We start from the raw sequence: 24,924 nt of genomic DNA, 5'->3' as shown, positions 1-24,924 counted from the left end.
GGGAGGGCGGACGGACATGATCGGACTGCTGCTCGCACTGGCCCTGGCGCTGAGCGTCACCGGCATCATCTACGGCATCAAGATGTACCGGGCGGAGGCGAAGGTGCCCGGCGACCTGGCCGTCGCCCTCGAAGTCGGCGCGTCCCGGGTCTCCGGCAAGGACTCCTTGATCGACCGCTTCGGCATCCGCTTCGCCCCGGCGGTGCTCAGGGCGATGGGTCCGGTCATGGTCGACAAGAAGCGCCGCAAGATCGACATGGCGGGCAACCCGGGCGGCCTCACCGTCGACAGGTATGCGGCCCGCCGCGCCTCGTACGGCATCTTCGGCCTCGTCACCGGGTTCCTCCTCCTCATCAACGGCATGACGCTCTTCGCGGTCTTCGCCCTGGCCTACGGATGGTTCGCCGCCGACGTGCTGATCTGGCAGGCGGTCCGTGAGCGCAAGGACGTCATCGAACGGACCATCCCGGACTTCCTCGACGTTCTCGCCGTCGTCGTCAGCGCGGGCCTCAGCTTCCGCCAGGCACTCGAACGGGTCGCGGAGAAGTACGAGGGCCCCTGGGCGGACGAACTCCGCATCACTCTCCGGCAGATGGACATGGGGGTCAGCCGGCGGCAGGCCTTCGAAGCGCTCCGCAGGCGCAACGACTCCGAGCAGGTCTCCCAGTTCGTCACCGCGCTCCAGCAGGGCGAGGAGCTGGGCTCGCCGATCGCCGAAACCCTCATCCAGATCGCCAACGACATGCGCCGCACCGACGCCCAGAACTCCCGGCGCCGAGCGGCCAAGGCCATCCCCAAGACGACCGTCGTCACCCTCGTCTTCATGGTCCCGGCGACCCTGATCCTCATCGTCGCGAACATGTTCCTAGGCTCCGACGCCGACTTCGGCTCACTCTTCAGCGGATGACGACGATGTTCCTACCGAGCCTTCCCAGCGGCCTCCGCAGCAGAGCCGGAGGGTTCCTGGGCGGCGCCCACGCGCAGGAACCCGCCCCGGCGTCGGCCCTGGCCGAGGACGCCCCGGCCCCCAGCATCCGCATCCAGACCAACGCGCTCCAGGCCCTCTGCCGCCAGGTCTTCGGCTTCCGGCTCGCGATGATCGCGCTGGGCGCGCCCTTCGCCCTGGAGCGGGCCGAAGGAAACTTCGGTGTGGGCCTGGTCGGTGCGGCGGTGGTGGCCAGCTTCGTCGGCTCGTACGCCATGCTGCGCGACTGGGAGACCTTCGCCCCGCTCCTCATCAAGTACCGCTCGCTGATGGCCGCCGACCTCGCCTTCGGCTCCGTACTCCTGCTGACGGCCTCGCCCGACTCGGCACTCGGGTACGCGACGGTCTGCACGCCGCTGCTCGCAGGCCTGCTGTACGGCTGGCGGGGAGCGGGCATCTTCGCGGTGGTCCAGATACTCCTGCTCGGGGCGGCGTACGTGGCCTGGGCGAGCAGGATGTCAGGACCGGCCAGCACCCTGCTGATAAGCGGGTTCTGCGTGGCGGCCGGAGTCGTCGGGGTGACCCTGCGCAATCTGATGTTCCGCTTCGGCGAAGCCACCCAGGCTCTGTCGGAGGCCAAGGCCCGGCTCGCCGTCACGGACGCGGTCGGCGAGGAGCGGGCCCGCCTCGCCCGCGAGATGCACGACTCGGTCGCCAAGACCCTGCAGGGCGTGGCGATGGCGGCCGAGAGCCTCGCCGTCTCAGCCGACCGCATGGACCCGATGACGGTGAAGCACCAGGCGGGGATGGTGGCGCGCTCTGCCCGCCGGGCGGCGGCGGAGTCCCGCGAGATCCTCTCGGACCTGCGCCGCCAGGCGGACTACGAGGACGGCGGAGTGGACGTGGCGGAGGAACTGACCGCGCGCGTCAAGGACTTCACCGACCGGACCGGCATCTCCGCGCACCTCACCCCGGTGGGCCCGACGCCCGTCCCCTCCGTACCGCACGCCGTGGCCCGCCAGCTCGTCACCGTCGCCACCGAGGCCATGGAGAACAGTCACCGCCATGCCCACGCCCAGCACGTCACCGTCGAACTGGGCACGCTCGACGGGATGTTCCGGGTCAGCATCCTCGACGACGGCACCGGCCTGCCGCCCGGCCTCCGCCTGGACGACCTCCGCAGGGCGGGCCACTTCGGCCTGGTCGGCATGGTGGAGCGGGCGGCCGGCATCGGCGCGCGCATCCGCATCGGGCGGGGCCGCAGCGAGGGCGGCACGGAAGTACGCCTGGAACTCCCGGTGTCGGCGCTCACCGCACCTGCCGCAGTACTACTCGCACACCCGGACTGAACCGCTCGCTCCCTCCCCGTCCCCACTCCCGAGAGGAGGCCGCACCATGTCGGAAGCACGCTACGAAAGCACCTCGTACCACTCAGGCCCCCGGTCCGCGTCGACGCACGTGTCCCAGCACACCTCGTCGCACACGGTCGAACCCCGCTCGGAACACACCCCGCACGGGACTACCGTCCCTCCCCTTCCGCCGGAGGCGGCGTTCCCGACCCACTTCCCGATCCCTGATTCCCCCGACCCTTTCGGCCCGCTCCCCGTCCTGCGGGTGGTGATCGTCGACGACAACCCGGTCGTACGGGCCGGACTGACCGCGCTCCTGGGCTCGCGTGCCGACATAGACGTGGTCGCCGAGGCCAACGACGGCCGCCAGGCACTCGCCGCGGCGGAGCACTTCCGCCCGGACGTGGTCCTGTTGGACGTACGAATGCCGGGCGTGGACGGCCTGTCCGCGTTGCCCCACCTGGTGAAGGTGGCGCCGGTGATGATGCTGACGTACAGCCGCGAGAGCGAGATCGTGCAGGAGGCGCTGCGGCTCGGCGCGGGCGGATACGTGGTGCACGGGGAGTTCACACCGGACCAACTGCTCTGTGCGGTAAGGGACATCAAGGAGGGCCGGGCCCACTTCACGGCCTCGGCACAGAACGCCCTGCTGGCCCACATGCGGGGCAATACGGGAGCGACGAAGCTGCCGGAGGGACTGGGCTTGGGCTCGGTGTACGCGACGGGCGTCCCGTACGCAGGTCGTAGTGCGACTGCACATACATGGGAAGACCCCAACTCAAAGCCAGATGTCTCAAGTTCCTCACATCGGGGCGCAAGTCCTTCGCACCTGCAACCAGGCGTGCCACAGTACCCGTTGGAGTACGAGCGGCAGGCGTACGGGCTGAGTGCGAGGGAGGTGGAGGTCATGGATCTCATCGCCGCAGGCATGAGCAACCAGCAAATCGCCGCCACCTGCTTCATCAGCGAGAAGACGGTCAAGAACCACATCAACCGCATCTTCGCGAAGCTGCACAGTGCGACGCGGAGCGAAGCGATCGCGAAGTGGGTCGGCACGGCGAGGAATGGTCGGCGGGGCATCGGGGGAGGGGGGAACAGCCGTGGCTAAGTCAGCGATCTGGGCCCAGGGTTGGGCCCACGGACCCTCTGTGCGGCGGGTGCTTCAGGAGTATCTTTCCGGCAGATCGAGCGACCGCACTGACCAAGGAACGTACGCCGGACTCGGAGGGCCTCACCATGGCGCAGGACATCTCGCTCAAGGCAGCAGCGAAGGCAATGATCGCGGTCGGGCAGTGGCGCGACACGGTCGTCGAGCGGATGCACAAGAAGGCGGACAAGGGCGCGAGCATCGTGGAGTATGCGGGCCTGGTGGTGATCATCGCGCTGATTGTGGTGGCGGTGAAGGGGACGAACTTGGGCGCGTTGATCGCTGGCGCGCTCACGGCGGCGGTCGGTCGGATCACCGCTGGCTGAGGCTTGCCCGCAGGGGCGGTGACCGGGGGCAGACCCTTCCCATGTACGTCGTGGTGGTGGGGGGTCTGCTCTTTCTTGCGTTCGCCTACTTCGCCTTCGCTCAGGCTGCGGTGGCGCGGAATGGTGGCCAGTCGGCAGCGGACGCGGCAGCACTGGCGGCGGCACAGGACGTACGGGACGAGTTGACTCAGGGCTTCTTCGACGACATCGCCAACCCTGAAGCCCTGGTGGATTGGCTGGACGCGAAGGGCTTTGAGGGTAACGGGCAGGGTGCAGCCGCCCAGTTGGCCGCGTCGAACAGGTCCGACCTGGCCGGGATCCAATTTGCCTGGGTGCAAGGAGACCCGGCCTTCAAGGCGAACATCCGGACTCGGTATACAGTCGGCAATTCAATCCTCCCCGGAACGGAGAGTACCCACGCAAACGCCAATGCCACAGCGGTTATTAAGCCCCTGTGTGTGATTGCCCCCGATGCGGATCTCGCGAAGCTCGTCGTCATCGACTGCAAGGGGAGTGGGATCTGGGAGATAGATCCCACGAAGATCGCCGACTTGGATCCCGATACGCTCCCCAAAGCGAATGACTTGTTCTCCGTCCATCTTGCCGAGTGACGTGCGAATTTCAAAAAGAAGGAAGAATCCCTGATGACCATGCGGCGCACCATGAAGGCCCGAAGGGCACTGACCGCTGTAGCGATCACGACTGGCTTGGCCATTGCGGTGGCTGGCTGTGGGGGTGGGGAGAAGGACGGCCAGACGCCCCCGCCTTCTTCTCCGCAGCCCCCTGCAAAGGGTGCCGACAGGGGTACCGCGTCACAGTCTGCGCAACCACCAGCGGGAGATACCGTTCTGGCAGAGGTCAAGGGTGGGGACAACATCACCCTTACAATTAACTCGGCCATTCGTGACCAAGGTGGTTTTGTCACGCTGAACGGGAAAGTGAAGAATGGAGGAGCCGTGCTCTGGTCGGCTCCCAATTGGCAGGGGAGCGAGCAGGAACTGGCTTCTAATCAGTCGTCCTTGGCGGGTGCTTCACTGATTGACAAGAAAGGTAAGAAGAAGTACCTAATTCTCCGAGACACAGACGGTCGTTGCCTGTGCACCAAATTTGCGAACGGGATTCCGGCGAAGCAGGAAACAATCTGGTTCGCCCAGTTCCCAGCACCTCCGGCAGGAACGAAGAAGGTCGATTTCCAGGTTGGTGACATGCCCCCGGCTGCCATTGAGATTTCGGATGGTGAGTGACCATGTCCTTCATCTACTCCCGAAGTCGACCAGCCCCAGTCGTCACTGCAGTCTGCGCTACAGCGTCTTTGATTGTGGGTTTGGGTGCCACCGTCGCCGCCGCAGATCCCGGTCCGACACCCAGCGTTCCCCCAGGCAGCATCACCGCCGCTGAGCCCCCCAAGGTGGACGCCAATTCTCCTGGCCTCAAGCTCAGTGACGGCGGCACCTTGGCCCCCGCCCGAGTGATCGACATCAAGTCCGTCATCGAAGACACAGGCGGCGAAGAACGCCGTGAAGACACCAACTCCGACGTCAAGTTCGCCCTCCAGGCCGAAGTTCTCTTCCCCAAGGACAGCGACAAGCTCAACGCCGCCGCCTCGTCCCGCATCAAGGCCATCGGGGAGGAGGCCGTTGCCAACAAGACCACCAAGATCCGCGTCTTCGGCTTCACCGACAACCTTGGCTCGTACGAGCACGGCCAGAAGCTCTCCAAGAAGCGCGCGGACATGGTCCAGCTGGAGCTGACCAAGACCCTCGGCTCCAACGTCACCTTCGAGGTACGCGGCTACAGCGAGGACTACCCCATCGCCGACAACGCCACCGAAGAGGGCCGCAAGAAGAACCGCCGCGTCGAGGTCACCTTCCCGCGCGGCGACGCACCCAACACCGGTACCACACCGGGTGCTTGAGCCCAGGCCCGGCCGCAGAAGCCTCGCCCCGGCACCCGGCACCTGGCACCCGGCCGCCGGCCAGCTGCCGGGGCGAGCGCACGACCAGCGGACATCGGCCCCGGTCTCGATCCCTCCCTCACATAGGCACCATCGCGACCTCTGACAAGGCCCTCCCTGTCCAGGCGTGACGGGCTGGAGCGGTGGTAACTGCCGCTGTGTGCACGGCACAACAGCCACGGAGCGGGCGGTGTGAGGTGGGCGGTGTGGAGCGGGCTGGGGTGGGCGGTGTGGGGGTGGGGCGGGGTCGGGGGGTGGGGGTTTCGGGCTGCCCCCTTGGCGGGATAGTGGCGCTTCCGGGGGCCCTGTCAAGGGCGCTCCCTGCGGTCGCGTCGGCTGCGCCGATTGCGCTGCGCTTCACCCTTGACAGGGCCCCCTCCAGCGCAAGTGAGAGTAGCCAAGGGGGCAGCCCGAAAAGACGGGTCCCGGGGGAGGTGCGGGGAGTGGTGCGGGTTTCGCTGCCGGGTGGTGGGTGTGTGGGTGGGGGCGCCGGGAATCCCTGCGGGTGGACTTCAGATCCCGTCCGCCGGTGGGTGGGGGCTTCGGGAATCCCTGCGGGTGGATGCCAGGCCCTTTCCGCCGGTGGGTGGGGGCTTCGGAGATGGGTGGTCGTTGGTTCGACCTGTTGGTGTGGGTGGGGGTGCGCCGACCTGAATGGGGCTGCTGGGCTGAGCTCAGCGGCTGTGCGTGGGTGGGGAGATGGGGTTCAAGCTGGTGGTTGGTGTGGGTGGGTGTGGGTAGTGCGGGCTGTGGGAGCGCGCGGGGCGTGGGGCATGGGTGGGGAAGTGTGGCGGTGGGAGGGGGAGTCGTCGCATTTCGCTGTGAGGGGGTTAGGGGGCGGATTGATGTCTTGGTGGCTCGTGTAAGCGAGACATTCTTCTGAGGGGGCGACCGGGCGAGGGCGGGAGGGATGTGAGGCCCGGCCCGCATAAAGAGGGCAAGGGGTGCGGGCAAGGAGCGCGGGCACGGACAGGGGCAGGGGCACGGGCAGGGGCACGGGCAGGGGTGCGGGCAGGGGTGCGAGTTTGGGCCAGGGCCGGAGGGCCGGTCTCCGCCCATGAGTCCCGCTTCCGCTCGGACCTCCGCTCCCACCTCCGCCTCCTCCCCGTCTTCGCCCCTGTCCGGGGATTCGGCCCCCGTCAGGCCGGTTGCCCGGGGCGGCGCTTCACGTGGTGCACCACACCAGGCTCTGTCGCCCCACGTCTCTCCTCCTGTCACTGGGCGGACGGGACTGGGTGGATTACCGAGCGTTGATCGCAACTTTCCCCACACAGTCGCCTCTCCCGCACCCCGCCAGGGATACGCCCCCACTCACCGGTCACGTCCCAGCGCTACGGCCACCCCTCCCCCAGCCCCCCACCCACCGGCACTCAGGTCCACCACCATCCGCACCACTTCCCGGCACCCCCACCCACCGGCGCCCAGGTCCACCGACCACCGGACCACTTCCCGGCGCCCCCACCCACCGGCGCCCGCGATTGCGCACAACCCGGACCACTTCCCGGCGCCCCCACCCACACACCCGCAGCCCGGCCACGAAACGCCGGCCGATTCCCGGCCTCCTCCGTGGCCACCCCCCGGGCGCCCCCCCTCAAAAAACCCAGCGCTGGAGGGGGCCCTGTCAAGGGTGAAGCGCAGCGGAATCGGCGCAGCCGACGCGACCGCAGGGAGCGCCCTTTACAGGGCACCCGGAAGCGCGACCATGAAAAGAGGGGCGGCCCTACCGGAACCCCTCCAACACCGCACCCGTCTCCCGCACCCGCCTGGACGCCGAGCCCGTCTCCCGAGCCGGTACGTCAGGAGCCGAGCTCGGTGTCCAAGCGGTCAGGCCAGTTCGCGTGGGCCAGGTCGGCTGCTACCAGCAGGTCGCGCCAGTCGGTCTTCGCGAGTCGCACGGCCTCGTGGAACTTCTGGGCCTCCCCCCGGGCGAGCAGCACGATCGCAGCCTGTACGCGCTCACTCCCGAAGTGTTTCGCGTCGTAGCCTGCGGCGTCCGGCAGCTCTTCGAGCATGCGCAGGATTTCGAGTGCCGAGCCGGGGTCGGGGAAGTCGTGCCGGATGCGTCGTTCGAGACGTCCGCTGAGGGGCACCGGGCGGCCCTGACCTTTCGTCGGAGATCGGAGATCGGAGACGGGTTCGTGCGTGGATGTCACGTTAGCCCTCAACGGGGCAGGTTCACCCACGACTTGATACCCCGGTGCGGTGGCAGTGCATCGCACGCGCCCCACTCCCCGCCCCAGTCCTCGACCGCCTCTGTGAGGAGCCACAGAGCGTTACGCCGTCGTACGAAACAGAGCGAGGCGGCGTCCGGGTCGGTGTGCGGCGGGTGCTGGTCCCAGACGATGAGCCGTAGCGCGTCGTCGCGGTGGCGGAGGGATACGTACAGGTCGGCGTCGCACGTCAACCTGCTTGCCACGGCGATGAGTTCGGTGGCGGCGAGGGCGGTCACCGGGCAGTACCAGTCGAGGTGGTGGGCGTGCAGGGCGGCCCCGATGGCTGTCCGTACGATCCCGGCGCTGCGCGGCTCGCCCCGCACGGTCAGGCTGAGGGCGAGGTCGTCGGCCTCGTCGTACGTGGTTCTGGCCTGGGTTGCCACCGGGTGGGCGGCGGCCGGGCAGAGGATGGCGTGCGACATGGCTGAACTCCCTTGTTCAGTGCGGCTGTTGGGTTCGCACCCGGTACGCCGGTGAGCAGTGGCCTGTCTCCCTGGCGCGGGCCCGCCCCTCCCAGGGAAGGAGGCTGCGGGCAGGCTCGCGCGATGCACTTCCAACTCACGTAAGTAGTCGGTGCGTTACTGACTGTAGAGTGAGGCGGGATCAATTGACCACCTGTTCTCAGATTTGTGTCACCTTCTCGTGCGCGAGGCCGCTCGGACACGGCAGACTTCCGGGAGAAACCCGAGGAGGGAGCAGCATGGCGGCGAGAATCTCACCGACCGAACGCCAGAAGCGACTCGGCAGCGAGCTGCGCAAGATGCGCATTGCTGCCGATGTGTCAGCGGAGACCGCAGCCGGGCTGCTGGGTGTCGACCGTTCCAAGGTGTCCAACATCGAGCAGGGCATCCGTGCGATCAGCGAGGAGCGTCTGCGTACGCTCGCCTGCAACTGTGACTGTGCCGACGAGGCGTACCTCGAAGCGTTGGTCGACATGGCCCGCCCGCGCTCGCGGAGTTGGTGGGACCGCTACCGGGGCTCGCTGCCCGCGGCCCTGCTGGACATCGCGGAGCTGGAGGCACACGCACCGCGCATGCGCTCGGCGCACTCGGTGCACATCCCGGGCATCCTTCAGACCAGCGATCACGCCATCGCGGTGTTCCGGGTGGTCGTGCCCCAACTGCCCGAGCACGAGGTTGCGTTGAGGCTTGCGTACCGCGTGGAGCGACAGCAGGTGCTCGGCGGGGCCGACCCGGCCGCGTACATCGGCGTCGTACACGAAGCGGCCCTGCGCATGCAGTTCGGCGGACGGAAGGTGGCCCGTGCGCAGCTTGAGCACCTGCTCGTACTGTCGGAGCGGGAGAACATCACGCTGCGGGTGATCCCCTTCGAGGCGGGCGCCTTCCCCGGTGCCGGGCAGACCGTGAACTACGCCGAGGGTCCTGTTCCGCAACTGGACACCGTGCAGATAGACAGCACACACGGGCCCGAATTCCTCTATGGCGACGCGCAACTCGCGAAGTACCGTGCACATCTGGACTGGATGGAGGACATCGCCCTGTCGCCCGAGAAGTCACGGGACTTCATCCATGCCGTTGCCCGCGACCTGTGAGGAGAGAGCCCGTGTCGGACATCGTGTGGGAAGAGCCGTACTGCGGAGAGGGAGCGAGCTGCTTCCGGCTCGGAACGGACGACTCCGACAACGCCTACATCGCCGTCCTCGGCCAGGAATCCACCCCCCTCACCGACACCCGCGACGCCCTCCGCAACCTCATCCGCGACATCAAGGCCGGCAAGGCCGATCACCTGCTCTGAGGGGGAGGGCGACCGGCCGTCCGGCCATCCGGCCGGGGTCAACCCCGCAGCAGCTTCGAGAACTTGTCCCAGCGATCGATCTCGCAACCGTTCACCCGGCTGAAGTCGGCGTCCACCGGCCTGCCCGCCCAGTGTCCGGTGACATGGGCGAGCTGCGGTCCGCCGTGGATCATCGTGCAGGCGGCATCCGGCGGCACGGGTGCGAAGGGGTCCGTGCCCCAGACGGTGGCCTCGTCGAGCTGGTCGCAGACGGCTTGCGGGTCCGCGTACCCCTGGCTGTGGGCCGGGTGGCAGTGGATCCTGTACGTGCCGTTGTCGTCCCCGCTGTCGGTGAGCGTGACGGTGAGGTGATCCCCTCCCGCGGCGTGAGCCGGTACGGCGGGGCCGGTCAGGCCGACGGCCAGCATGGATACGGCCGCGAACAGCCCGAGACGGTGGAAGTGCATGACAGGCACGGGTACCCCTTCGTGAGACCAGAAGCATCACGAAGGGTAGTTGAGTGGCTGCGCAGCGTACTGCATCGCCGGGCGGGGCCGCGTCCGGCGATGCAGTACTGGGGAAGTGGCTCAGCTCGCCACGAGCTCCGGCGGCCGTACGATCATGTAGCCGAGCGTGGGCGCGGCGCGGAACGAGGAGTCGCGCCGGGCGAGCTGTTCCGTGATCGGCGTCAGCATGTGGTAACAGAGCGTCGAGGAGCGGACGTTGAAGATCGTCGGGGCGTCCACGAACAGCGGGGCCTCGGCCTGGAGATAGCTCAGGCCCGCCTCGAAGTGAGCCTGGGTCATGACGTTTCCGCCCTCGGCCCCGTCCGCACCCCCGCTCCGGTGCCCGACGACCTGGCGCACCATCTCCTCGCAGGTGGCGAGGAACTGCGGATCTTCCCGCATGGCCTGATCCGTCCGACGGCGCACCGCCTGGTACTCCGGCAGCTCCATCAGCTGGGACAGCGCACGCACGCGCAGCCGGACGCCGTCCGGGTCCACGGCTTCGACCGCCCGGCGGATCCTGCGGCGCAGGTCCTTGACCGAGGACTTGGACGACTTCGTGGCATAGGCGGGAGGCCGGCCGTCCGCGATGAGCATCGTGTCGATGTGTGTGTCCACATAGACCACGTCTATTTCCGCGAAGCTGTGGCCTGCCCAGGTCAGGAGCTTCGTCAGGCGCTCCTGGTTGAAGTAGCTGTTCCCTGCGCTTATCCCTACGAGAGCGTGGTCGCCGCGTTTCCAGATTCTCCGGCTTTCTTCGCCGAGGACTTCAACGTGCATTCCATGGGATAATTCAGCAAGCTGTTCCTGCTGCATTTAAGATCTCACCTCTTTAATGCGGAAGCCATTTTTCCGCACAAGTCGTCCAGGATCTCGGCGATATTCACGTCGCTCCCCATCGGGGTGAACATGACCTCGTCGAGGCTCTTGCGAATTGCGGTCAGCTCGTCGGTCTGGCCTCCGGCCCGTTCGAGGAGTTCCAGTGCCCGGCGGGCTCCGTCGGTACAGCGGAAAACGCCGTAGTCGGCCGGTTCTTCCACCAGCCCTCGGGCGCTGCTCAGGAGATAGGCGGCAAGCAGCCCGATCTCCTCATTCAGCAGGGCCGGCGACAGGACCTTGTCCCCAGATTTCATGGCTGATCACCTCGTTGCTGTCACGACGGTCGGACGGAGTGGGGGCTTGCGCGGGGTAGCCGATGGGGACGACGAGCAGCGGCTCGATGTGGTCCGGGATGCCCAGCAGTTCGCAGACCTGCTTCTCGCGGAAGCTGCTCACCGGGCAACCGCCGAGACCCAGGGCGTGGGCGGAGAGCAGCAGGTTCTCCACGGCCATGCCGACGCAGAGCTTGCTGGTCTGGTAGATCTTCTGCGAGATGTTTCCGGGCAGCCGGTTGGTGCGGGACCGGTCGATGCACGCCACCACGATCAGCGTGGGAGTGCCGATGATGCCCGGGGAGAACGCCCTCAGCAGCCGGACGTTCTCCGGCTTCTGCACCACGACGAACGACCAGGCCTGCTTGTTCGAAGCAGACGGGGCGGAAATCATGGTTTCCAGCATCTCGTCGACCACGGAACTGTCGATCGGCTCCGGAGAATAGTCCCGCAGCACGCTTCGGGAGCGCATCACTTTCAACGTGTCGGGTAAATTACTTGGTGACATCTAGCCTTTCCCTTTCCGTGCTCTGAGGAATGCGGTGCGAATGCGGTGTCCCGGAACTGATCCGGCTCGGGGACATCAAGCGTTCAAGCGATCAGTATGTTGGCACCCCTGGACCAAGGTCGGCAAGTGTCCTTGAGCATTGCCCGAGTGGGCGATATTTTGCGGCGGTATAAGGGTGGCGTGAGGGCCCGGCGGGGGGCGAATATGAGCCAGGGTGGGCCGAATGAATGTTTCATGCGTGCGGGTGGGTCGAGGTGGGTCGGGGAGGTGTCCCCGGCCAGTGGTGGGGCGCTCAATCGCATGCGCGGGTGCGGCGGTGCCGGTGGCGGCGGCGCATTCGCTGGCGTTGCCCGTAGAGCTATTCGGCCATGTTGTCCGACGCGTTGTCGGCCGCATGTCTATTGAGTCGCGAAGAACTCGTAAACGGCGTCTTGCTGAAAGGTTCCAGTGGGATGTGACGCGCATGACGTTTCGGCCGCGCCATGGGGGTGTGGGGCATGGGTCGCGGGTCATGGGTGACGGTTGTCACGCGATTCTTGACTCTGAGGTCCAGAACGGCCTAGTGTCCCGGTCATGGCAAGGCCCAAGCAGTTCGATCCCGAAGCAGCGGTAGTGCACGCCATGGAGGTGTTCTGGAGGAAGGGGTACGCCGCCACCACGCCCCAGGACCTCGTGGACGCCCTCGGCATCGGCAAGGGCAGCCTCTACAACGCCTTCGGCAGCAAGCACGACCTGTTCCTGCTGGCGCTCCGCCGGTACCGCGACGGTCAGTCCCTCGCCCTGGTGGAGATGCTCGAAGAGGGCGGCCCGGTCAAGGAGCGACTGCGCGGGGCGTTGAAACTGCTCGCCGCGATGGACCTCGGAGACCCGGACCGCCGCGGCTGTATGGCGGTCAACTCCGCCACGGAACTCGCCGGGACCGACCAGGCGGCGGCCGAACTGGTCCGCCGCATGTTCGACCGTACGGAGAGCGCGTTCCAGGCGATGGTCGAGGAGGGGCAGCGCGCGGGGGAGATCGACCCCGGACGCGACGCGGCCGCACTGGGGAGCATGCTGCTCGACATCCTGGTGGGCTCCCGGGTACTGGCCCGCATCGCCGAGGGGCCGGAGCGGCTCGCCCGGGTCATCGACGCGACGATCGACTCCCTGTAGTTCCTGCCGCAGCTCGTAGTTCCTGCCGCAGTTCCTTGCTCAATTCCTTCCGGACGTCCCTCATCCGCAGGTTCGTCCGGGCCTGCTTTTTTCTGCCTTTATTCTGTACCTCAAGTTCAAGAACTGGAGCATCATGGACCTCAACCTCACCTCCAAGACCGCCGTCGTCACCGGAGCCAGCCGTGGCATCGGGCTCGCCACGGTCCGTACCCTCGTCGCCGAAGGCGTCCGTGTGATGGGCGCCGCCCGCACCATCACCCCGGAGCTGAAGGAGACGGGCGCCCTGACCTTCGCGGCCGACCTGGGCACCGCTGAAGGCGTGACCGCGCTCATCGACGGCGCACTCACGGAGCTGGGCGGCCTCGACCTCCTCGTGAACAACGTCGGCGGCGGGGACGACGTCGAGCCCGTCGGTTTCCTCGACGTCGACGACACCCAGTGGGCCCGGATCTTCGACCTCAACCTGCTCAGCGCCGTCCGGGCCACCCGCGCCGCACTGCCCAGCCTGCTGGAGCGGCGCGGCGCGATCGTCAACGTCTCGTCCATCAACTCCCGCCTGCCCGCTGCCGGTCCGGTCGCCTACAGCGCCGCGAAGGCCGCCCTTGCCGCGCTGGGCAAGTCGCTGGCCGAGGAATTCGGCCCGCGGGGCGTGCGTATCAACACCGTTTCCCCGGGTGTCGTGCGCACGGCCATCTGGGAGGACCCGGAGGGCTTCGGCGGCAAGGTCGCCGCGCGGGCCGGGGCCGAGCACGCGGCGTTCCTCCAGCAGATACCGGCGGCCTTCCAGATCACCGGCGGACGCATCACCGAGCCGCAGGAGGTCGCCTCGCTGATCGCCTTCCTCCTCTCGGACGTCGCAGGCAACATCATCGGTGCCGACTACGTCATCGACGGCGGCACCATCAAGACCCTCTGAGCCAGACCTCGTTGGTCAGACGCCCTCGTCCGCGTACATCGTGTGCTCCCAGTCCGTGACGGTGCCGCAGTAGCGGGCCCACTCGTCGCGTTTGAGGGCCGTGAACAGCTCGGTGGTCTCGGGGCCGAGAGCGTCGGTGACCACCGGATCGGCGGTGAACCGGTCCAGTGCCTCGCCCAGCGTGGACGGCAGCGTCTCGGGGCGGGGACCGGTCGCCGGGTACCCGGAGCCCCGCTGCGGCGGGCCGGGCTCGATGTCGTGGGTGAGGCCGTCCTCGATCGCGGCGAGGAGGACGGCATGGGAGAGATAGGGGTTGACCATGGAGTCGGGCAGCTTGAACTCCAGCCGCCCGTTGGCCGAAAGACGCACCGTGCAGGTCTTGTTGTCCATGCCCCAGTCGATGTGCGTCGGCGCGAACTGACCGGCGTGCCAGTAGCGTTTGTACGAGTTGACGGTGGGGCCCATGACGGCCGTGGCGGCCGCCGCGTGCCGCAGGATGCCGCCGACGGCGTGCCGGCCCGCGTCGGTCAGGTGCAGTTCGCGTACGTCAGGGTCGACGAGGACGTTCCGGTCGCCGCGCCACAGGCTGAGGTTGTGGTGGCAGCCGTTGCCCTTCCGGTCGTTGGCGGGCTTGGGCATGAAGCTCGCCGTGACGCCGAGTTCGCGTGCGACCTGGCGGCAGATCTGGCGGTAGACGACGAGGCGGTCCGCGGTCCGGTCGGCGTGGTCGAACATCCAGTTGAGTTCGAGCTGGCCGGGATCCTCGTAGTCCCCCTCGATCATGTCGAGCCCCATCGCCTGCGCGTAACCGATGACCTTCTGGTAGATCGGCCGGTTACGTTCCAGATGGTCGATGTGGTACGCGGGGCTGGTGTGCGGACGGTTCCGGGCCTCCAGACCCGGGCCCGTCCACGACATCTCCGGCTCGCAGCCGCTGCGGAGCTCCAGTCCCGTACGGGCGGTGAAAGCGGCGTGCACCCGGGCCAGGTTGCCGCGGACGTCGAGGGGGAGAGGGCGGCCGGCGACCCCGTCCGGGGCGTGATCGGGTTCGTACAGGCGGCAGAAGAAGCGGGCGACGCGGGTGTCCCAGGGGAGCACCGCCAGGGTGTCGAGTTCGGGCACCGCGGTGAACTCCGACGCCGCGCAGCCGCCGCCCAGCAGGGTGCCGTCCTGGCAGGTCTGCAGGTCGGACAGGCCCGTGCGGTGCAGTTGGACCCCGCTCTGCGCGTTGCGTGCCAAGTGCCCGACCGGTACGGCCTTGCCGATGACGCGGCCGGTGAGGGTCACGGTCTGGTAGTAGAGGAACTCGACCCCGGCCTCGGTGAGTCGGGCGCGCACCGCGTCCAGTGCGGCCTTGTCGGCATTGTGCTCGCGGTGCTGATCCAGCTCCGAACGCGTACCGGTCACGCTCATCGTCATACGGGCCCCAGCGCTCCATCGGACGGTCGCCCGGCCGGTCGGTCAGTCGGCGGGCCGGCCGACCTGCCTTCGGTCGGTTGCGGTGAAGTCACCATGCATACCCACCTGTGCTCGGCCCGGCACCGTCGAGCCAGCCAATTACCGTACGGAGCAAGCCAGTTACTTCATCCGGCGGCGGGCCTGCTTCCACTCGCCGTCGATGGCCCACGCGTCGGCGACCGGTCCGAGGTGGCCGAGCTTGTCGGGGTTGATCACCGAGCGGATGGTCTGGATCTGCGAGTCGAGCACGTCGAGGACCAGGGCGTGGAGGACCTTGCCGTCCCGGTCGCGGAAGATCGCGCCGGGCTGGCCGTTGACCTCGTGCGGCTCGCACGTGACGTCGATCCGGGCCAGCAGCGGGAAGACGGAGGCCAGCAGCCGGGCCACGTTCTCGGCGCCCGAGATCGCCCTGGCCAGCTGTGGGGCCTTGCCGCCGCCGTCCCCGACCATCTGCACATCGGCGGCCAGCAGCTCGCGCAGGCCGTCGACGTCACCCTTGCTGAGGGCGTCGAAGAAGCGCGTGGCCAGCTCCTGTTGCTTCCGGCGGTCCGCGTCGAACCGCGGCCGCCCGTCGTGCATGTGCCGCCGCGCCCGTACCAGCAGCTGACGGCAGGCCTGCTCCGAACGCCCCACCGCCGAGGCGATGTCGTCGAATCCGAAGCCGAACGCCTCCCGCAGTACGAACACCGACCGTTCCAGCGGGCTGAGCCGCTCCAGCAACAGCAGCGCCGCCATCGACACCGAGTCGGCCAGCTCCGCCGAACGCGCCGGATCCTGATAGGGGTCGTCGAGCAGCGGCTCGGGGAGCCACGGGCCCACGTACTTCTCCCGGCGCACCCGCGCGGAGCGCAGTACGTCGATGGAGATCCGCGTCACCGTGGTGGACAGGAACGCCTTGACCGACGTGGGCAGGGTCGACGAGCCGTCGAAGCGCAGCCAGGCCTCCTGCACCGCGTCCTCGGCCTCGGTCACGCTGCCCAGGATCCGGTACGCGATCGAGAACAGCAGCGGCCGCAGCTCCTCGAACTCCTCGACCTTGTTCACGCCGTGTCTCCCTCGCTCGCTCGTCCGTCCGCGCCTGCCGCTCCGTACAGCCTGCACACCCCTGGGACGAGACAGCCCGGCGCCCTGTGACACGCGGGGAGATGTCACGGGCGGGGGCGCTGTCTCGTCCCAGGAACAGCAAGCAGGAAATCCCCGATCAAGGAACTGATGATGAACCTCGCGCTCTGGATCGTCGCCGGACTGTTGGCACTGGTCTGCCTGGCCGGCAGCGGCAAGATGTTCGTGCCCAAGGAGAAGATGGCCGGCATGGGCGGCGCCGCCACCCGCTGGGTCGAGGACTTCAGCCCGCTCTCCCTGAAGGCCATCGGCGCCGTCGAACTCCTGGCCGCGGCGGGCCTGATCCTGCCCGCGGTGCTCGGCATCGCGCCGGTCCTGGTGCCGCTGGCCGCCACCGGTCTGGTGCTGCTCTTCGCCGGTGCGCTGACCATGCGCCTGCGCAGGGGCGAGCGGGCGACGATCGCGGGCGACCTGATCTACCTCGCTCTGGCCCTCTTCCTGGCGTGGGGACGCTTCGGGCCGGAGGCGTTCACCGGCTGACCGTCCCGTCTCGGCTCAGCAGGGTTTGACGGAGCCCACGGCGTCGCCGATCCCCTCGAACCGAATGGGGCCGGTGTACCCGTCGAGGAACCGGGTCAACTCCAACTCGTAGCCGACCCGGTCGTACAGGCACCAGGTCTTGCCCGAGATGTTCTTCACCGAGCGGACGTTGTGGGCGAGCTTGCCGTCGTTGACGGCCCACAGGTCCCACACTCCGCTCTTCATCGAGATGAAGCTGCCGTCCCCGTGGTCCCCGGTGTAGATGCAGAACTCCCACGGGTCGCAGTGCCAGTCCGCTGGCGCTTCCCGAGCCGAAGCGGGAGACACCGCGAAGAGACCCGAGGCGGCGAACAGTGCCGCCACTGCCAGTCGTACGAGTGGTGAACGGGAAGAGCGCATAGCAGTACCCCTTGTCGTTCCGTGCACGGTTGAGGGTCAACACGCTGCCGGACGACGCTCTCGCGATGGTCACTGCCCGGTCACGTGGGGCGGCCGCCGGTTCGGCCGTGGCCTACGCGGCCGGGTGCGACTTCGCGAGGGTGCAGACGCCGTCCGCGCACCGACGCTCCAGACGGCCCCGGGAGACGGTCTGCGCCAGGCCGACCAGCCAGCAGGTGGGGCAGCCGCGAAAGGCGATCAGGGCCAGCGGGGCCGCCAGCAGGGTGGCAGGACCTGCGACGGGCACCAGGGCGATCGAGCCGATGACCAGGCCGAAGCCGATGGCGCCGCGTGCCAGGTGGCGCGGGACGGATCTGCTGGCGAAGTTCGGCCCGGGGGCCGGGGCCGGGGCCTGGGCGGGGGGCCTGGCCTGCGCGTCCTGCATGTCCTTTGCGGGCTGTGCGTCCTTTGCGGGCTGTGCGTCCTGTGCGGGCTGTGCGGGCTGTGCGGCGTTCACGGTGTTCACGAGGGTGAGTCCTCTCCGGCTGTGGGTCGGCCGGTCGTCGCCAGCGTCTGACGCAGCGCCGCACGCGCTCTGTGCAGCCGCGACTTCATCGCGGCACTGCTCAGACCGAGCGCATGGGCGACGGCCTTGCCGGGCAGGCCCTGTACGTCCCGCATGATCAGGACCTGCCGCTGGTCACGGGGCAGGGCGCCGACCGCAGCCGCGATCCGCGCCACCTCCAGCCCGTGCAGCACCGAGTCCTCGGCGGACGGTTCCGTGGAAGCCTCCGGCCCGGCGGCGGACGCCTCGTCGCTGCGCGCGACGTACAGCCGTACCTGCCGGAGGCATTCGTTGCGCACGATCCGGAACATCCAGGAGGCGAGTGCGCCGGTGGCCCGCAAGGTGCCGATCTTCCGGTAGAGGATGATCAGCGCCTCCTGCGCCGCGTCCTCCGCGTCCTGCGGCGAGGCGCACAACGACCTGGCGAACCTGCGCACATGAGGCTGCGACTCCATGACGACGGTGGTGAGCGAAGTGACGTCGCCGTCCTGGGCCGCCTTGATCAGCTGCTCGTCCGGCCAGCGGAAGCGTGCGTTCATGTGCTCCTCAGCCCCGCTCAGCCTCGGCTCTTGTAGCGCCGTATCAAGTGCCAGCCACACGCACCCACCAGCAGTACTCCGACCACTACGAGACCAGTGACCATCATGGGCTCTTCCCTCCCGGTTCCGCCGGCCCGTTCGGCCGGTACGGGGATAGGAGGCGGGGAGGCCCGGAAAGGATTCACCTCAGCCCACGCCCTTCTCAGCCCATACTTTTCTCAGCCCATGCTCTTCGCGCCGTCCAGGGACTCCCGGATGATGTCCGCGTGCCCCGCGTGCTGGGCGGTCTCCGTCATGATGTGCAGCAGCACCTGGCGGGCCGACCAGCGCTTGCCGGGCTCGTTCCACGGGGCGGGCGGGAGCGGGTGGTCGGCGTCCAGGTCGGGGAGGGTGACGACGAGTTCGTCGGTCCGGCTCGCCACCTTGGCGTAGTCGGCCAGTACGCCTTCCAGCGTCTCGTCGGGCAGCAGCCGGAACCCGTCGTTCCGCTTGGCCCAGTCGTCCTCGGTCATGGCGGTGAAGTCCCCCATCGCGGAGGGGCCTTCCAGGATGAAGTCCGCCCAGCCCTGCTCGACCTCGGTGACGTGCTTGATGAGACCGCCCAGACACAGCTCGCTGGCGGTGGTCCGCTGCCGGGCCTGCTCGTCGGTGAGGTCGCGGGTGGTGAAGCGCAGGAAGTGCCGGTGCTTGGCGAGCATTTCCAACAGGTCGGCGCGCTCACGGCTGACGGCCGGGGCGGTGGTCGCGGCGTCGGCGGTCACGTCGGGAGTGGTCACGTCGTGGTTGGCCGGCTCGTTGACAGTCATGGTCCCTGCTCTCTGTCGTTCGTGGTCCCTCGTCCCCTCGGACAAGGAACACACTAGGAGGGATATAGGTCAGATCAGGTCCTAGATACCTTGCCGTGAGGGATTGCGGTCCCGCCGGAACCGGTGCGCTACTGCCCGACGGCCCCCAGCCGCACCTCACTGACGGGTCGGTAGGGTCGGGTGAAATCACTCAATGATTCCGGGGGAATTCATGAGATACCTGGCCAAGTCCTCGTTGCGCCGTGCGGCCGTCGTCACCGTGGCGCTGGCCGCGCTCACCGTGTCCTGCGGCACCACTCCGAAGCCGGACACGTCGGACAAGCCGGCGGGCGCTGCCCCGGCCGCCCCTGCGAGCAAGCCCAGTGTGCCGACGGGGGACACCCCCGCCCCGATCGAGACCGCCGATACGGACAGGCCGTCGGAGCCCTCCGAGCCGTCGGAGCCCTCCGGGCGCTCCGCACTGCTCGTTCGCGACGCTTTCGCCGGACTCCAGGCGACCCTCGGTGAATCGTGCGGCACCCCGGGCAACTGTGCGTACTTCCTCGGGCGGGTCTACGACGAACTCCACGGCCTGGACGGGGCCATGAAGGCCGACCCGAAGGGCCCCGGCCACTTCACCGAGCCGATCGCCTGGATCAAGAAGCTCGACACGAAGCTCGCCGGCGACCGGAGTTTCGAGAACCTCAAGAAGAACCAGAAGCTGCTGATCGGCACCCGAGACAAGATCAACACCTGGATGCAGGGCCACCCGGACGACTACCGCTGACCCGCCCGCCCACGCCTCCTCGCCCACGCCTCCTTGCCCAGGCCTGCTTGCCCATGCCCGCTTGCCAGCGCCCGGCCTCAAGTGCGCTTGCGTCCTTTCCGTGCCAGTGCCCGCAGCGCCGCCACCAGCCCCACCATTCCAGCCACCGCCGCCAGCAGGAACAGCGGCGGCAGGCTCTCGTTGGGCGAGTCCGCGCCCTGGACCCGGGCCACGGACGGATCGGCGGACGCCACTTCCAGTGGTACGGGGGCGCCGACGGACGGGGACGCGGTGAGGCGGGCGAGGCTCAGGGTGCTGGTGTCCGTGCGGTAAGTACGCCCGTGCAGGCGGTAGTTGACGGTGAAGTCCGTGCTCTTCTCGTGGGGGACCGCTGCGGTGATCCGGCCCGTCACCCGGACCGGTGCCGAGTCGATGAGTTCCCCGTCGCCCCATTCCCCTGCCGCCGCCGACAGGCAGCCGACCACCACCAGGAGTGCCACCACGGCGCCGATCAGCGCGGGACTGAATGTGCGCCGCAGTCGGCCGGCCATGCCGGTGACGGTACTCGTCGGGGTGGGGTGCGTCGACGGCGCAGGTTGACGGGGCCGGCTGCAAGGGGGCTGGACAGCGGGCCTCCGGGGGCGCGGGGACTGCGCGGCCAGCCACGACGCACCCGCACGACGACCGCCCGCGCCGCAGGAGTACGGGCCGATCAGCCGTCCGTACGCTCTCTGCACGCTCTCTGCGGGAGACGGCCGGTAACTGAGCCTGAGGCAGGGGTGGTCGGGGTCGGTGCTCCTACTGCGAAGGCCGGTGGTGCTCGGCCAGCGCCTGGGTGATCTGGCGGGTGGTCTGTGCTGCCACGCGCGGGTTCGTCGCCGCATACGCCGTGTACGCGTTGAGGCCGGTGGCCAGCGCCCAGCCCGTGCCGCGTACCCAAGTCGCGTCGTCCGGGTTCAGCGCCGTACGGAAGGCGGTGCGGCCGTCGGCGTCGAGCAGCGTGTAGGCGATCATCAGGTCACAGGCCGGGTCGCCCGTGCCCAGGCCGCCGAAGTCGATGACGGCGGAAAGCCGGCCCGTGGCATCGGTGAGGAGGTTGCCGGTGTGGAAGTCGCCGTGGAACCAGGTGGGCCGGTCGGTGCGGGCGGGTGCGTCCAGGGCCTCCTCCCACACCGCCGTCATCGCGCGCGCGTCGAAGACTCCCGCCGTGGCGGCGATCGCCTTCCGGGTGTCCTCGTCCCGCGCGGCGAGGGGCTCCTCGGCGAGGTCGGGGTGCGAGTGGGGACCGGGGAGGAGGAGGGCTGCTGGGGCGATGCCCTGCAGGGCAGTCAGGAACTCCGCCAAGTGCTGTGCCGTGGAGGGGGATTGGGCCGGAGTGTCGGTCATCGCCACCGAACCGTCGAGCCAGCGGGTCACCGACCACTGCCACGGGTAGCCCTGCTCCGGGGACGGCTCGCCCAAGCCCAGCGGTACGGGGACGGCCAGGGGGAGTCGCGGGGCCAGCAGTGGCAGCCAGCGGTGTTCCTTTGCGGCCTGACCGGCGGCCCAGTCGCCACGGGGAAGCCGTACGGACATCGTGTCGCCGAGCCGGAAGATCACGTGGTCGGAACCGGCGGGATCCAGCAGGGTCAGGGGGAGGTGCGCCCAGTGGGGGAACTGTTCGGCCAACAGCCGTACGGCGAGAGCGGCGTCGATGGTGGGCGGGTTGAGCGGGCTGGGTTGATCAGCGGCGACCGGGCCGGTGACAGTGACCGGGCCGGTGACAGTGACTGGACCGGTGACGGTGACCGGGCCGGAGATCGGGCCAGAGATCGGGGCGGTGTTCCGATCGGCGTTCCGGTCGGTGATCGGCTCGCTGCCGGCGTCCAGCACGTACGTATCCCTTCTGCGCCCGCCGTCGCATCGGGGTAGGGGCGGGCACGGCGCTCATCACAGCACCGCGACCCGCGCCCGTCGACCGCTTTTCGGGCGCCAACCGGCCTTCACACGCGGCTGCTTGTCCCTGAACACACGGCTACTCGCCCCCGAGTGCCTGCTCCAGCCGCTTCGCCTGGTCGCCCGCGAACTTCTCCAGCCCCTTCGCGTCCTTGCTGCGGTACTCCTGCGAGACCGCGACCACCGTCGCGCCGACCCGGAAGTGCACCACGCGCAGTGCGCTGTCGTCGCTCTCGCCCGACTTCACGTGCGTGGAGGTGTTGCCGACCGGTGCCCCGTCCTCCTTGGTCGCGTCCGTGGCGAGTCGGCTCTCCTCGGCGAAGCCCGCTTCGGCCGCCGCCCTGCTGCCGTACGCCTTGATGCTCGTGCCGACCAGGGCGCCCGAGCTGTCGGTGTAGTTGCCGACCCCCTCGAAGGCCAGCCCGTCGCACGGGCCGTCGCAGGACGCGCGCTGGGCCTTGATGCCGCCGTTGTCGCCCTGGGCGTCCTCCTTCCAGCCGGAGGGGAGGTCCTTGGCGCGGAGCAGGGCGCCGTCGAGCGTCTTGGCGTCCTTGAACGGGCCCTCCGAGTCGGAGAGTTGGGCCTGTCCGGAGGCCGACGACTGCCCGGAGCCGTTCTTGCCGCCGTCCGCGCCGTCGGCGGAGCCGCTGTCGCCGCTGCACGCCGAAACCGTCAGCAGCAGAGCGACCGAGGCCGCTCCCACCCAGATCCTCCGGGAGCCCATCACACGTACCTCTTCATCTCTTCACCAAAGACATCCATCGGGCAACTTACACAGGTGGGCACGGGCAAAGTGGCCGGAGGCGGTAGTTCGTATCATCGGGCGCATGACCGCTGAATTCGCTGATGCCGCCGAGTCCGGCGGGGCTCGTGCCACCCGTCGCCCGCTGCGGGCATCCGACGCCGACCGGGAGGCCGTCGTCGAGCAGTTGCGGGAAGCGGCGGCCGAGGGGCGGCTCGACCTCGACGAGCTGGACGAGCGGCTCGGGCTCGCGCTCGGCGCCAAGACGGTCGCCGAACTGGAACCGCTGACCGAGGACTTGGTGGCCGAGCCGATGTTCGGTCCTGCGGCCGGTGCACCGCTGGTCCTCAAGGGCGGAATCCACGGGGTGTCCCGGACCGGCAAGTGGCAGGTGCCCGCGCGGATCGTGGCGAGCGGCGGCATGGGCGGCGTACGTCTCGACTTCACCCGGGCCGAAGTGCGCGTACGGGAGATCGAGGTGGAGGCGTACGGCGAGATGGCGGGCGTCACCCTCGTCGTCCCGGAAGGCTGGGCCGTGAACACCGACGCCGTCGACCCCGGCATCGGCGGCATGCGCAATCGCACCACGGGCGACCGGCTGCCCGGCACCCCGCTCGTCCGGCTCGTCGGCGCGGGCGGCATGGCGGGCGTCGTCGTCCGCCACCCGGGCCGCTGGGAGCGCCGCAAGCTGCGCCGCGCGCTGGAGAGTTGAGCGGGGGAGGGGCGAGGGCGGCGGGGGAAGCGGGGGAAGCGGGGGGGGGGGAGGCTACTTCGCCTTGTCCTCGGTGTCCTCGGCGAGGGTGTGCGCGACCAGTGCGTTGGCATGGCCGTGGCCCATGCCGTGTTCGGACTTGAGCCAGCCGACCAGCTCCATGTGCTTGGTCAGCGGCGAGGAGCGGACCAGCTTCTTCCACTCCGCTATGGAGCGGCCGTACTTCTGCTCGATGGAAGGGAAGTAGCTGGCAGGGCCCTTGACGGCCGCAGTTGCGGCTGAGGTCGCGTCGCTTTTCTCAGTCATGCGAGCAGTGTGGCAGCCGCCACTGACAACGGCCCGGGACGCGGGCCGACCCCCGCCGAGTCCGGCCCGGTACTCAGCTTTCGCGGCCGACCTTCCCGAGCACGGTTGCCAGCACCGCCGCCGTGGCAGCGGTGAAGAGGATCTGACCCCACAGCGGCGTGATCAGGTACTTGCAGCCGAAGGCCAGGACGACGGTGTAGACCACGAGGATCAGGATCTTGATGAGCGCCAGCGGCACGGCGGCAGCCCCTTTCGTCCGAGGAGGGAGGACAGGCAGGCGGCTGCGCCCGCTCCGGCCACGTTCACGGCGAGCTCACGGGCCACGACGCCCGCCCTCACCAGGCAATTCTTAGCAGTCTCCGTCATAGGCCTGCCCTTCAGGGCCTTGCGGTACTTCACCCGTTCCTTGGCCGCATCGCTCCTGCGCCCGGCTCCTCGGAGTCATGGGTCATGGGTCCACGGGCCCATGACCCGGTCCCCGGTCCCGCCTAGGGTGGCCGGGTGCCCGCCCTCCTGATCGTGGCCGCCGCCCTCTGGGGCGCCGGCGCCGGACTGCTCGTGCCCCGTGCCGCCCACCGGCTCTCCGTCGAGCCGGAGGAGCCCTGGCGCGACGCCTGCCCCGCCGGACACCCCTTCACCGGGCCCGCACGCGGCTGGATCGGCACGGGGCGCTGCGCGGACTGTGCGGCGGGAGCGGCGGCGGGGACCCACGTCGCCGTCGGCGCCCTCGTCTGTGCCGTCCTCGCCGCCGCCACCGGTCCCCGCCCCGAGCTCGCGGCCTGGCTGCTGCTCGCCCCCCTCGCGCTGCTCCTCGCGGTCGTCGACCGGCGGGTGCAGCGGCTGCCGGACGTACTGACCCTGCCGCTGGCCGCCGCCGCCGTCGTCCTGCTCGGCGGGGCTGCCCTGCTGCCCGGCAGCGCCGGTTCCTGGACCGGGGCCCTGCTCGGCGGGGCCGGGCTCGGCGGTGCGTACTTCCTGCTCTTCCTCATCAACCCCAACGGCATGGGGTTCGGCGACGTGAAGCTGGCGCTCGCGCTCGGCGTGGTGCTCGGGTGGTACGGGTGGCCGGTGCTGTTCGCCGGCGCGCTGGCCGGATTCGTTCTCGGGTCGCTGTACGGGGTGGGGCTCATGGTGACCCGGCGGGGCGGGCGCAAGACGGCCATCCCGTTCGGCCCTTTCATGATCGCGGGGGCCTGGGCGGGGCTGGTGCTGGGCGCGGCGGCAGTGGCCTGACCCGGTGCGCAGAGGGCTTCCG

General features: G+C 69.0%; 32 protein-coding genes. 15 read left to right on the top strand and 17 right to left on the bottom strand.

The window, feature by feature from the left end:
* Positions 1-16 precede the first annotated feature (16 nt).
* The 7 genes from ACH4SP_RS22290 to ACH4SP_RS22260 all read left to right on the top strand — a co-directional run bounded on the left by ACH4SP_RS22290 (position 17) and on the right by ACH4SP_RS22260 (position 5,662).
* A complete protein-coding gene (locus ACH4SP_RS22290; protein WP_398417285.1) occupies positions 17-907 on the top strand; it encodes a DUF5936 domain-containing protein in 891 nt (296 codons plus the stop codon).
* Entirely contained in the window at positions 904-2,274 is a 1,371-nt protein-coding gene (locus ACH4SP_RS22285; RefSeq protein ID WP_398417284.1) for a sensor histidine kinase, read from the top strand. Before ACH4SP_RS22290 ends, ACH4SP_RS22285 begins: the two co-directional genes overlap by 4 nt.
* Positions 2,275-2,320: 46 nt before the next feature.
* Entirely contained in the window at positions 2,321-3,382 is a 1,062-nt protein-coding gene (locus ACH4SP_RS22280; RefSeq protein ID WP_398417283.1) for a response regulator, read from the top strand.
* Positions 3,383-3,510: 128 nt separating this feature from the next.
* Positions 3,511-3,747 (top strand): hypothetical protein, encoded by a 237-nt coding sequence (locus ACH4SP_RS22275; RefSeq protein WP_398417787.1) that lies wholly within the window; start codon positions 3,511-3,513, stop codon positions 3,745-3,747.
* Positions 3,744-4,358 (top strand): pilus assembly protein TadG-related protein, encoded by a 615-nt coding sequence (locus ACH4SP_RS22270; protein WP_398417748.1) that lies wholly within the window; start codon positions 3,744-3,746, stop codon positions 4,356-4,358. The genes ACH4SP_RS22275 and ACH4SP_RS22270 overlap by 4 nt, the downstream gene beginning before the upstream one ends.
* A 33-nt stretch (positions 4,359-4,391) precedes the next feature.
* Positions 4,392-4,991: a hypothetical protein gene (locus ACH4SP_RS22265; RefSeq protein WP_398417282.1), complete on the top strand. Its 600-nt coding sequence runs from the start codon at positions 4,392-4,394 to the stop codon at positions 4,989-4,991.
* A 2-nt stretch (positions 4,992-4,993) separates the two neighbouring features.
* Positions 4,994-5,662: an OmpA family protein gene (locus tag ACH4SP_RS22260; RefSeq protein ID WP_398417281.1), complete on the top strand. Its 669-nt coding sequence runs from the start codon at positions 4,994-4,996 to the stop codon at positions 5,660-5,662.
* Between the two features lie 1,835 nt (positions 5,663-7,497).
* On the opposite strand, the gene ACH4SP_RS22255 is transcribed toward ACH4SP_RS22260, so the two are convergent.
* Both ACH4SP_RS22255 and ACH4SP_RS22250 read right to left on the bottom strand, forming a co-directional pair.
* Positions 7,498-7,791: a hypothetical protein gene (locus ACH4SP_RS22255; protein ID WP_398417280.1), complete on the bottom strand. Its 294-nt coding sequence runs from the start codon at positions 7,789-7,791 to the stop codon at positions 7,498-7,500.
* Between the two features lie 71 nt (positions 7,792-7,862).
* A complete protein-coding gene (locus ACH4SP_RS22250) occupies positions 7,863-8,336 on the bottom strand; it encodes an ATP-binding protein (RefSeq protein ID WP_398417279.1) in 474 nt (157 codons plus the stop codon).
* A 278-nt stretch (positions 8,337-8,614) separates the two neighbouring features.
* Between ACH4SP_RS22250 and ACH4SP_RS22245 the strand changes: the two genes are divergently transcribed.
* Together ACH4SP_RS22245 and ACH4SP_RS22240 are read left to right on the top strand one after the other, a co-directional pair.
* Positions 8,615-9,466, top strand: coding sequence for a helix-turn-helix domain-containing protein (locus ACH4SP_RS22245; RefSeq protein WP_398417278.1), 852 nt, complete (start codon positions 8,615-8,617; stop codon positions 9,464-9,466).
* An 11-nt stretch (positions 9,467-9,477) separates the two neighbouring features.
* The gene (locus ACH4SP_RS22240; RefSeq protein WP_398417277.1) at positions 9,478-9,669 is read left to right on the top strand and encodes a hypothetical protein; all 192 of its coding nucleotides are present in this window, start codon (positions 9,478-9,480) and stop codon (positions 9,667-9,669) included.
* A 38-nt stretch (positions 9,670-9,707) separates the two neighbouring features.
* On the opposite strand, the gene ACH4SP_RS22235 is transcribed toward ACH4SP_RS22240, so the two are convergent.
* From ACH4SP_RS22235 to ACH4SP_RS22220, 4 genes are all read right to left on the bottom strand, one after another.
* The gene (locus ACH4SP_RS22235) at positions 9,708-10,115 is read right to left on the bottom strand and encodes a hypothetical protein (RefSeq protein WP_398417747.1); all 408 of its coding nucleotides are present in this window, start codon (positions 10,113-10,115) and stop codon (positions 9,708-9,710) included.
* 120 nt (positions 10,116-10,235) lie between these two features.
* Positions 10,236-10,934, bottom strand: coding sequence for a tRNA-dependent cyclodipeptide synthase (locus ACH4SP_RS22230; protein WP_398417276.1), 699 nt, complete (start codon positions 10,932-10,934; stop codon positions 10,236-10,238).
* Positions 10,935-10,978: 44 nt separating this feature from the next.
* The gene (locus ACH4SP_RS22225) at positions 10,979-11,287 is read right to left on the bottom strand and encodes a DUF6092 family protein (protein WP_398417275.1); all 309 of its coding nucleotides are present in this window, start codon (positions 11,285-11,287) and stop codon (positions 10,979-10,981) included.
* Complete coding sequence (locus ACH4SP_RS22220; protein ID WP_398417274.1) at positions 11,244-11,777, bottom strand: nitroreductase family protein; 534 nt, start codon at positions 11,775-11,777, stop codon at positions 11,244-11,246. The genes ACH4SP_RS22225 and ACH4SP_RS22220 overlap by 44 nt, the downstream gene beginning before the upstream one ends.
* A 609-nt stretch (positions 11,778-12,386) precedes the next feature.
* On the opposite strand from ACH4SP_RS22220, the gene ACH4SP_RS22215 reads away from it, so the two are divergent.
* A complete protein-coding gene (locus ACH4SP_RS22215; RefSeq protein ID WP_398417273.1) occupies positions 12,387-12,965 on the top strand; it encodes a TetR/AcrR family transcriptional regulator in 579 nt (192 codons plus the stop codon).
* Positions 12,966-13,098: 133 nt separating this feature from the next.
* Complete coding sequence (locus ACH4SP_RS22210; protein ID WP_398417272.1) at positions 13,099-13,881, top strand: oxidoreductase; 783 nt, start codon at positions 13,099-13,101, stop codon at positions 13,879-13,881.
* 15 nt (positions 13,882-13,896) lie between these two features.
* Here the strand turns inward: ACH4SP_RS22210 and ACH4SP_RS22205 are convergent, their stop codons facing one another.
* Together ACH4SP_RS22205 and ACH4SP_RS22200 are read right to left on the bottom strand one after the other, a co-directional pair.
* Positions 13,897-15,300 carry a glutamine synthetase family protein gene (locus ACH4SP_RS22205; RefSeq protein ID WP_398417271.1) on the bottom strand — a complete coding sequence of 468 codons (1,404 nt, stop codon included), beginning with the start codon at positions 15,298-15,300 and terminating at the stop codon, positions 13,897-13,899.
* A gap of 159 nt (positions 15,301-15,459) precedes the next feature.
* Positions 15,460-16,383, bottom strand: coding sequence for an RNA polymerase sigma-70 factor (locus ACH4SP_RS22200; protein ID WP_398417270.1), 924 nt, complete (start codon positions 16,381-16,383; stop codon positions 15,460-15,462).
* A gap of 171 nt (positions 16,384-16,554) precedes the next feature.
* Here ACH4SP_RS22200 and ACH4SP_RS22195 point away from each other — a divergent pair, with 171 nt between their 5' ends.
* Entirely contained in the window at positions 16,555-16,941 is a 387-nt protein-coding gene (locus ACH4SP_RS22195) for a DoxX family protein (RefSeq protein WP_398417746.1), read from the top strand.
* A 15-nt stretch (positions 16,942-16,956) separates the two neighbouring features.
* Here the strand turns inward: ACH4SP_RS22195 and ACH4SP_RS22190 are convergent, their stop codons facing one another.
* The 4 genes from ACH4SP_RS22190 to ACH4SP_RS22175 form a co-directional block, all read right to left on the bottom strand.
* Positions 16,957-17,340 carry a peptidase inhibitor family I36 protein gene (locus ACH4SP_RS22190; protein ID WP_398417269.1) on the bottom strand — a complete coding sequence of 128 codons (384 nt, stop codon included), beginning with the start codon at positions 17,338-17,340 and terminating at the stop codon, positions 16,957-16,959.
* 112 nt (positions 17,341-17,452) lie between these two features.
* The gene (locus tag ACH4SP_RS22185; protein ID WP_398417268.1) at positions 17,453-17,845 is read right to left on the bottom strand and encodes a hypothetical protein; all 393 of its coding nucleotides are present in this window, start codon (positions 17,843-17,845) and stop codon (positions 17,453-17,455) included.
* Positions 17,842-18,423, bottom strand: a complete 582-nt coding sequence (locus tag ACH4SP_RS22180) for an RNA polymerase sigma factor (RefSeq protein ID WP_398417267.1) — start codon at positions 18,421-18,423, stop codon at positions 17,842-17,844. Before ACH4SP_RS22180 ends, ACH4SP_RS22185 begins: the two co-directional genes overlap by 4 nt.
* Positions 18,424-18,641: 218 nt before the next feature.
* The gene (locus ACH4SP_RS22175; RefSeq protein WP_398417266.1) at positions 18,642-19,229 is read right to left on the bottom strand and encodes a DinB family protein; all 588 of its coding nucleotides are present in this window, start codon (positions 19,227-19,229) and stop codon (positions 18,642-18,644) included.
* Between the two features lie 211 nt (positions 19,230-19,440).
* Here ACH4SP_RS22175 and ACH4SP_RS22170 point away from each other — a divergent pair, with 211 nt between their 5' ends.
* Positions 19,441-19,995, top strand: a complete 555-nt coding sequence (locus ACH4SP_RS22170; RefSeq protein ID WP_398417265.1) for a hypothetical protein — start codon at positions 19,441-19,443, stop codon at positions 19,993-19,995.
* A gap of 77 nt (positions 19,996-20,072) precedes the next feature.
* Here ACH4SP_RS22170 and ACH4SP_RS22165 read toward each other — a convergent pair whose 3' ends face one another.
* From ACH4SP_RS22165 to ACH4SP_RS22155, 3 genes are all read right to left on the bottom strand, one after another.
* Positions 20,073-20,525, bottom strand: coding sequence for a DUF3592 domain-containing protein (locus tag ACH4SP_RS22165; protein ID WP_398417264.1), 453 nt, complete (start codon positions 20,523-20,525; stop codon positions 20,073-20,075).
* Between the two features lie 247 nt (positions 20,526-20,772).
* On the bottom strand, positions 20,773-21,669 hold the full coding sequence (locus tag ACH4SP_RS22160; RefSeq protein ID WP_398417745.1) for an aminoglycoside phosphotransferase family protein: 897 nt from the start codon (positions 21,667-21,669) through the stop codon (positions 20,773-20,775).
* 319 nt (positions 21,670-21,988) lie between these two features.
* A complete protein-coding gene (locus ACH4SP_RS22155; protein WP_398417263.1) occupies positions 21,989-22,633 on the bottom strand; it encodes a hypothetical protein in 645 nt (214 codons plus the stop codon).
* Between the two features lie 103 nt (positions 22,634-22,736).
* Here ACH4SP_RS22155 and ACH4SP_RS22150 point away from each other — a divergent pair, with 103 nt between their 5' ends.
* Positions 22,737-23,363 carry a DUF1707 domain-containing protein gene (locus ACH4SP_RS22150; RefSeq protein WP_398417262.1) on the top strand — a complete coding sequence of 209 codons (627 nt, stop codon included), beginning with the start codon at positions 22,737-22,739 and terminating at the stop codon, positions 23,361-23,363.
* Positions 23,364-23,417: 54 nt separating this feature from the next.
* Here the strand turns inward: ACH4SP_RS22150 and ACH4SP_RS22145 are convergent, their stop codons facing one another.
* Both ACH4SP_RS22145 and ACH4SP_RS22140 read right to left on the bottom strand, forming a co-directional pair.
* Positions 23,418-23,669, bottom strand: a complete 252-nt coding sequence (locus ACH4SP_RS22145) for a DUF4287 domain-containing protein (protein ID WP_398417261.1) — start codon at positions 23,667-23,669, stop codon at positions 23,418-23,420.
* Positions 23,670-23,742: 73 nt separating this feature from the next.
* A complete protein-coding gene (locus ACH4SP_RS22140) occupies positions 23,743-23,907 on the bottom strand; it encodes a hypothetical protein (RefSeq protein WP_398417260.1) in 165 nt (54 codons plus the stop codon).
* A 263-nt stretch (positions 23,908-24,170) separates the two neighbouring features.
* On the opposite strand from ACH4SP_RS22140, the gene ACH4SP_RS22135 reads away from it, so the two are divergent.
* The gene (locus tag ACH4SP_RS22135; protein ID WP_398417259.1) at positions 24,171-24,902 is read left to right on the top strand and encodes a prepilin peptidase; all 732 of its coding nucleotides are present in this window, start codon (positions 24,171-24,173) and stop codon (positions 24,900-24,902) included.
* Positions 24,903-24,924 lie beyond the last annotated feature (22 nt).

Origin of the sequence: Streptomyces sp. NPDC021093 (assembly GCF_044333135.1) — a bacterium.
In the GTDB taxonomy this organism is placed as follows: domain Bacteria; phylum Actinomycetota; class Actinomycetes; order Streptomycetales; family Streptomycetaceae; genus Streptomyces.
Note: the sequence above shows the minus strand (reverse complement) of the source record. Positions and strands in the feature narration are given on the sequence as shown.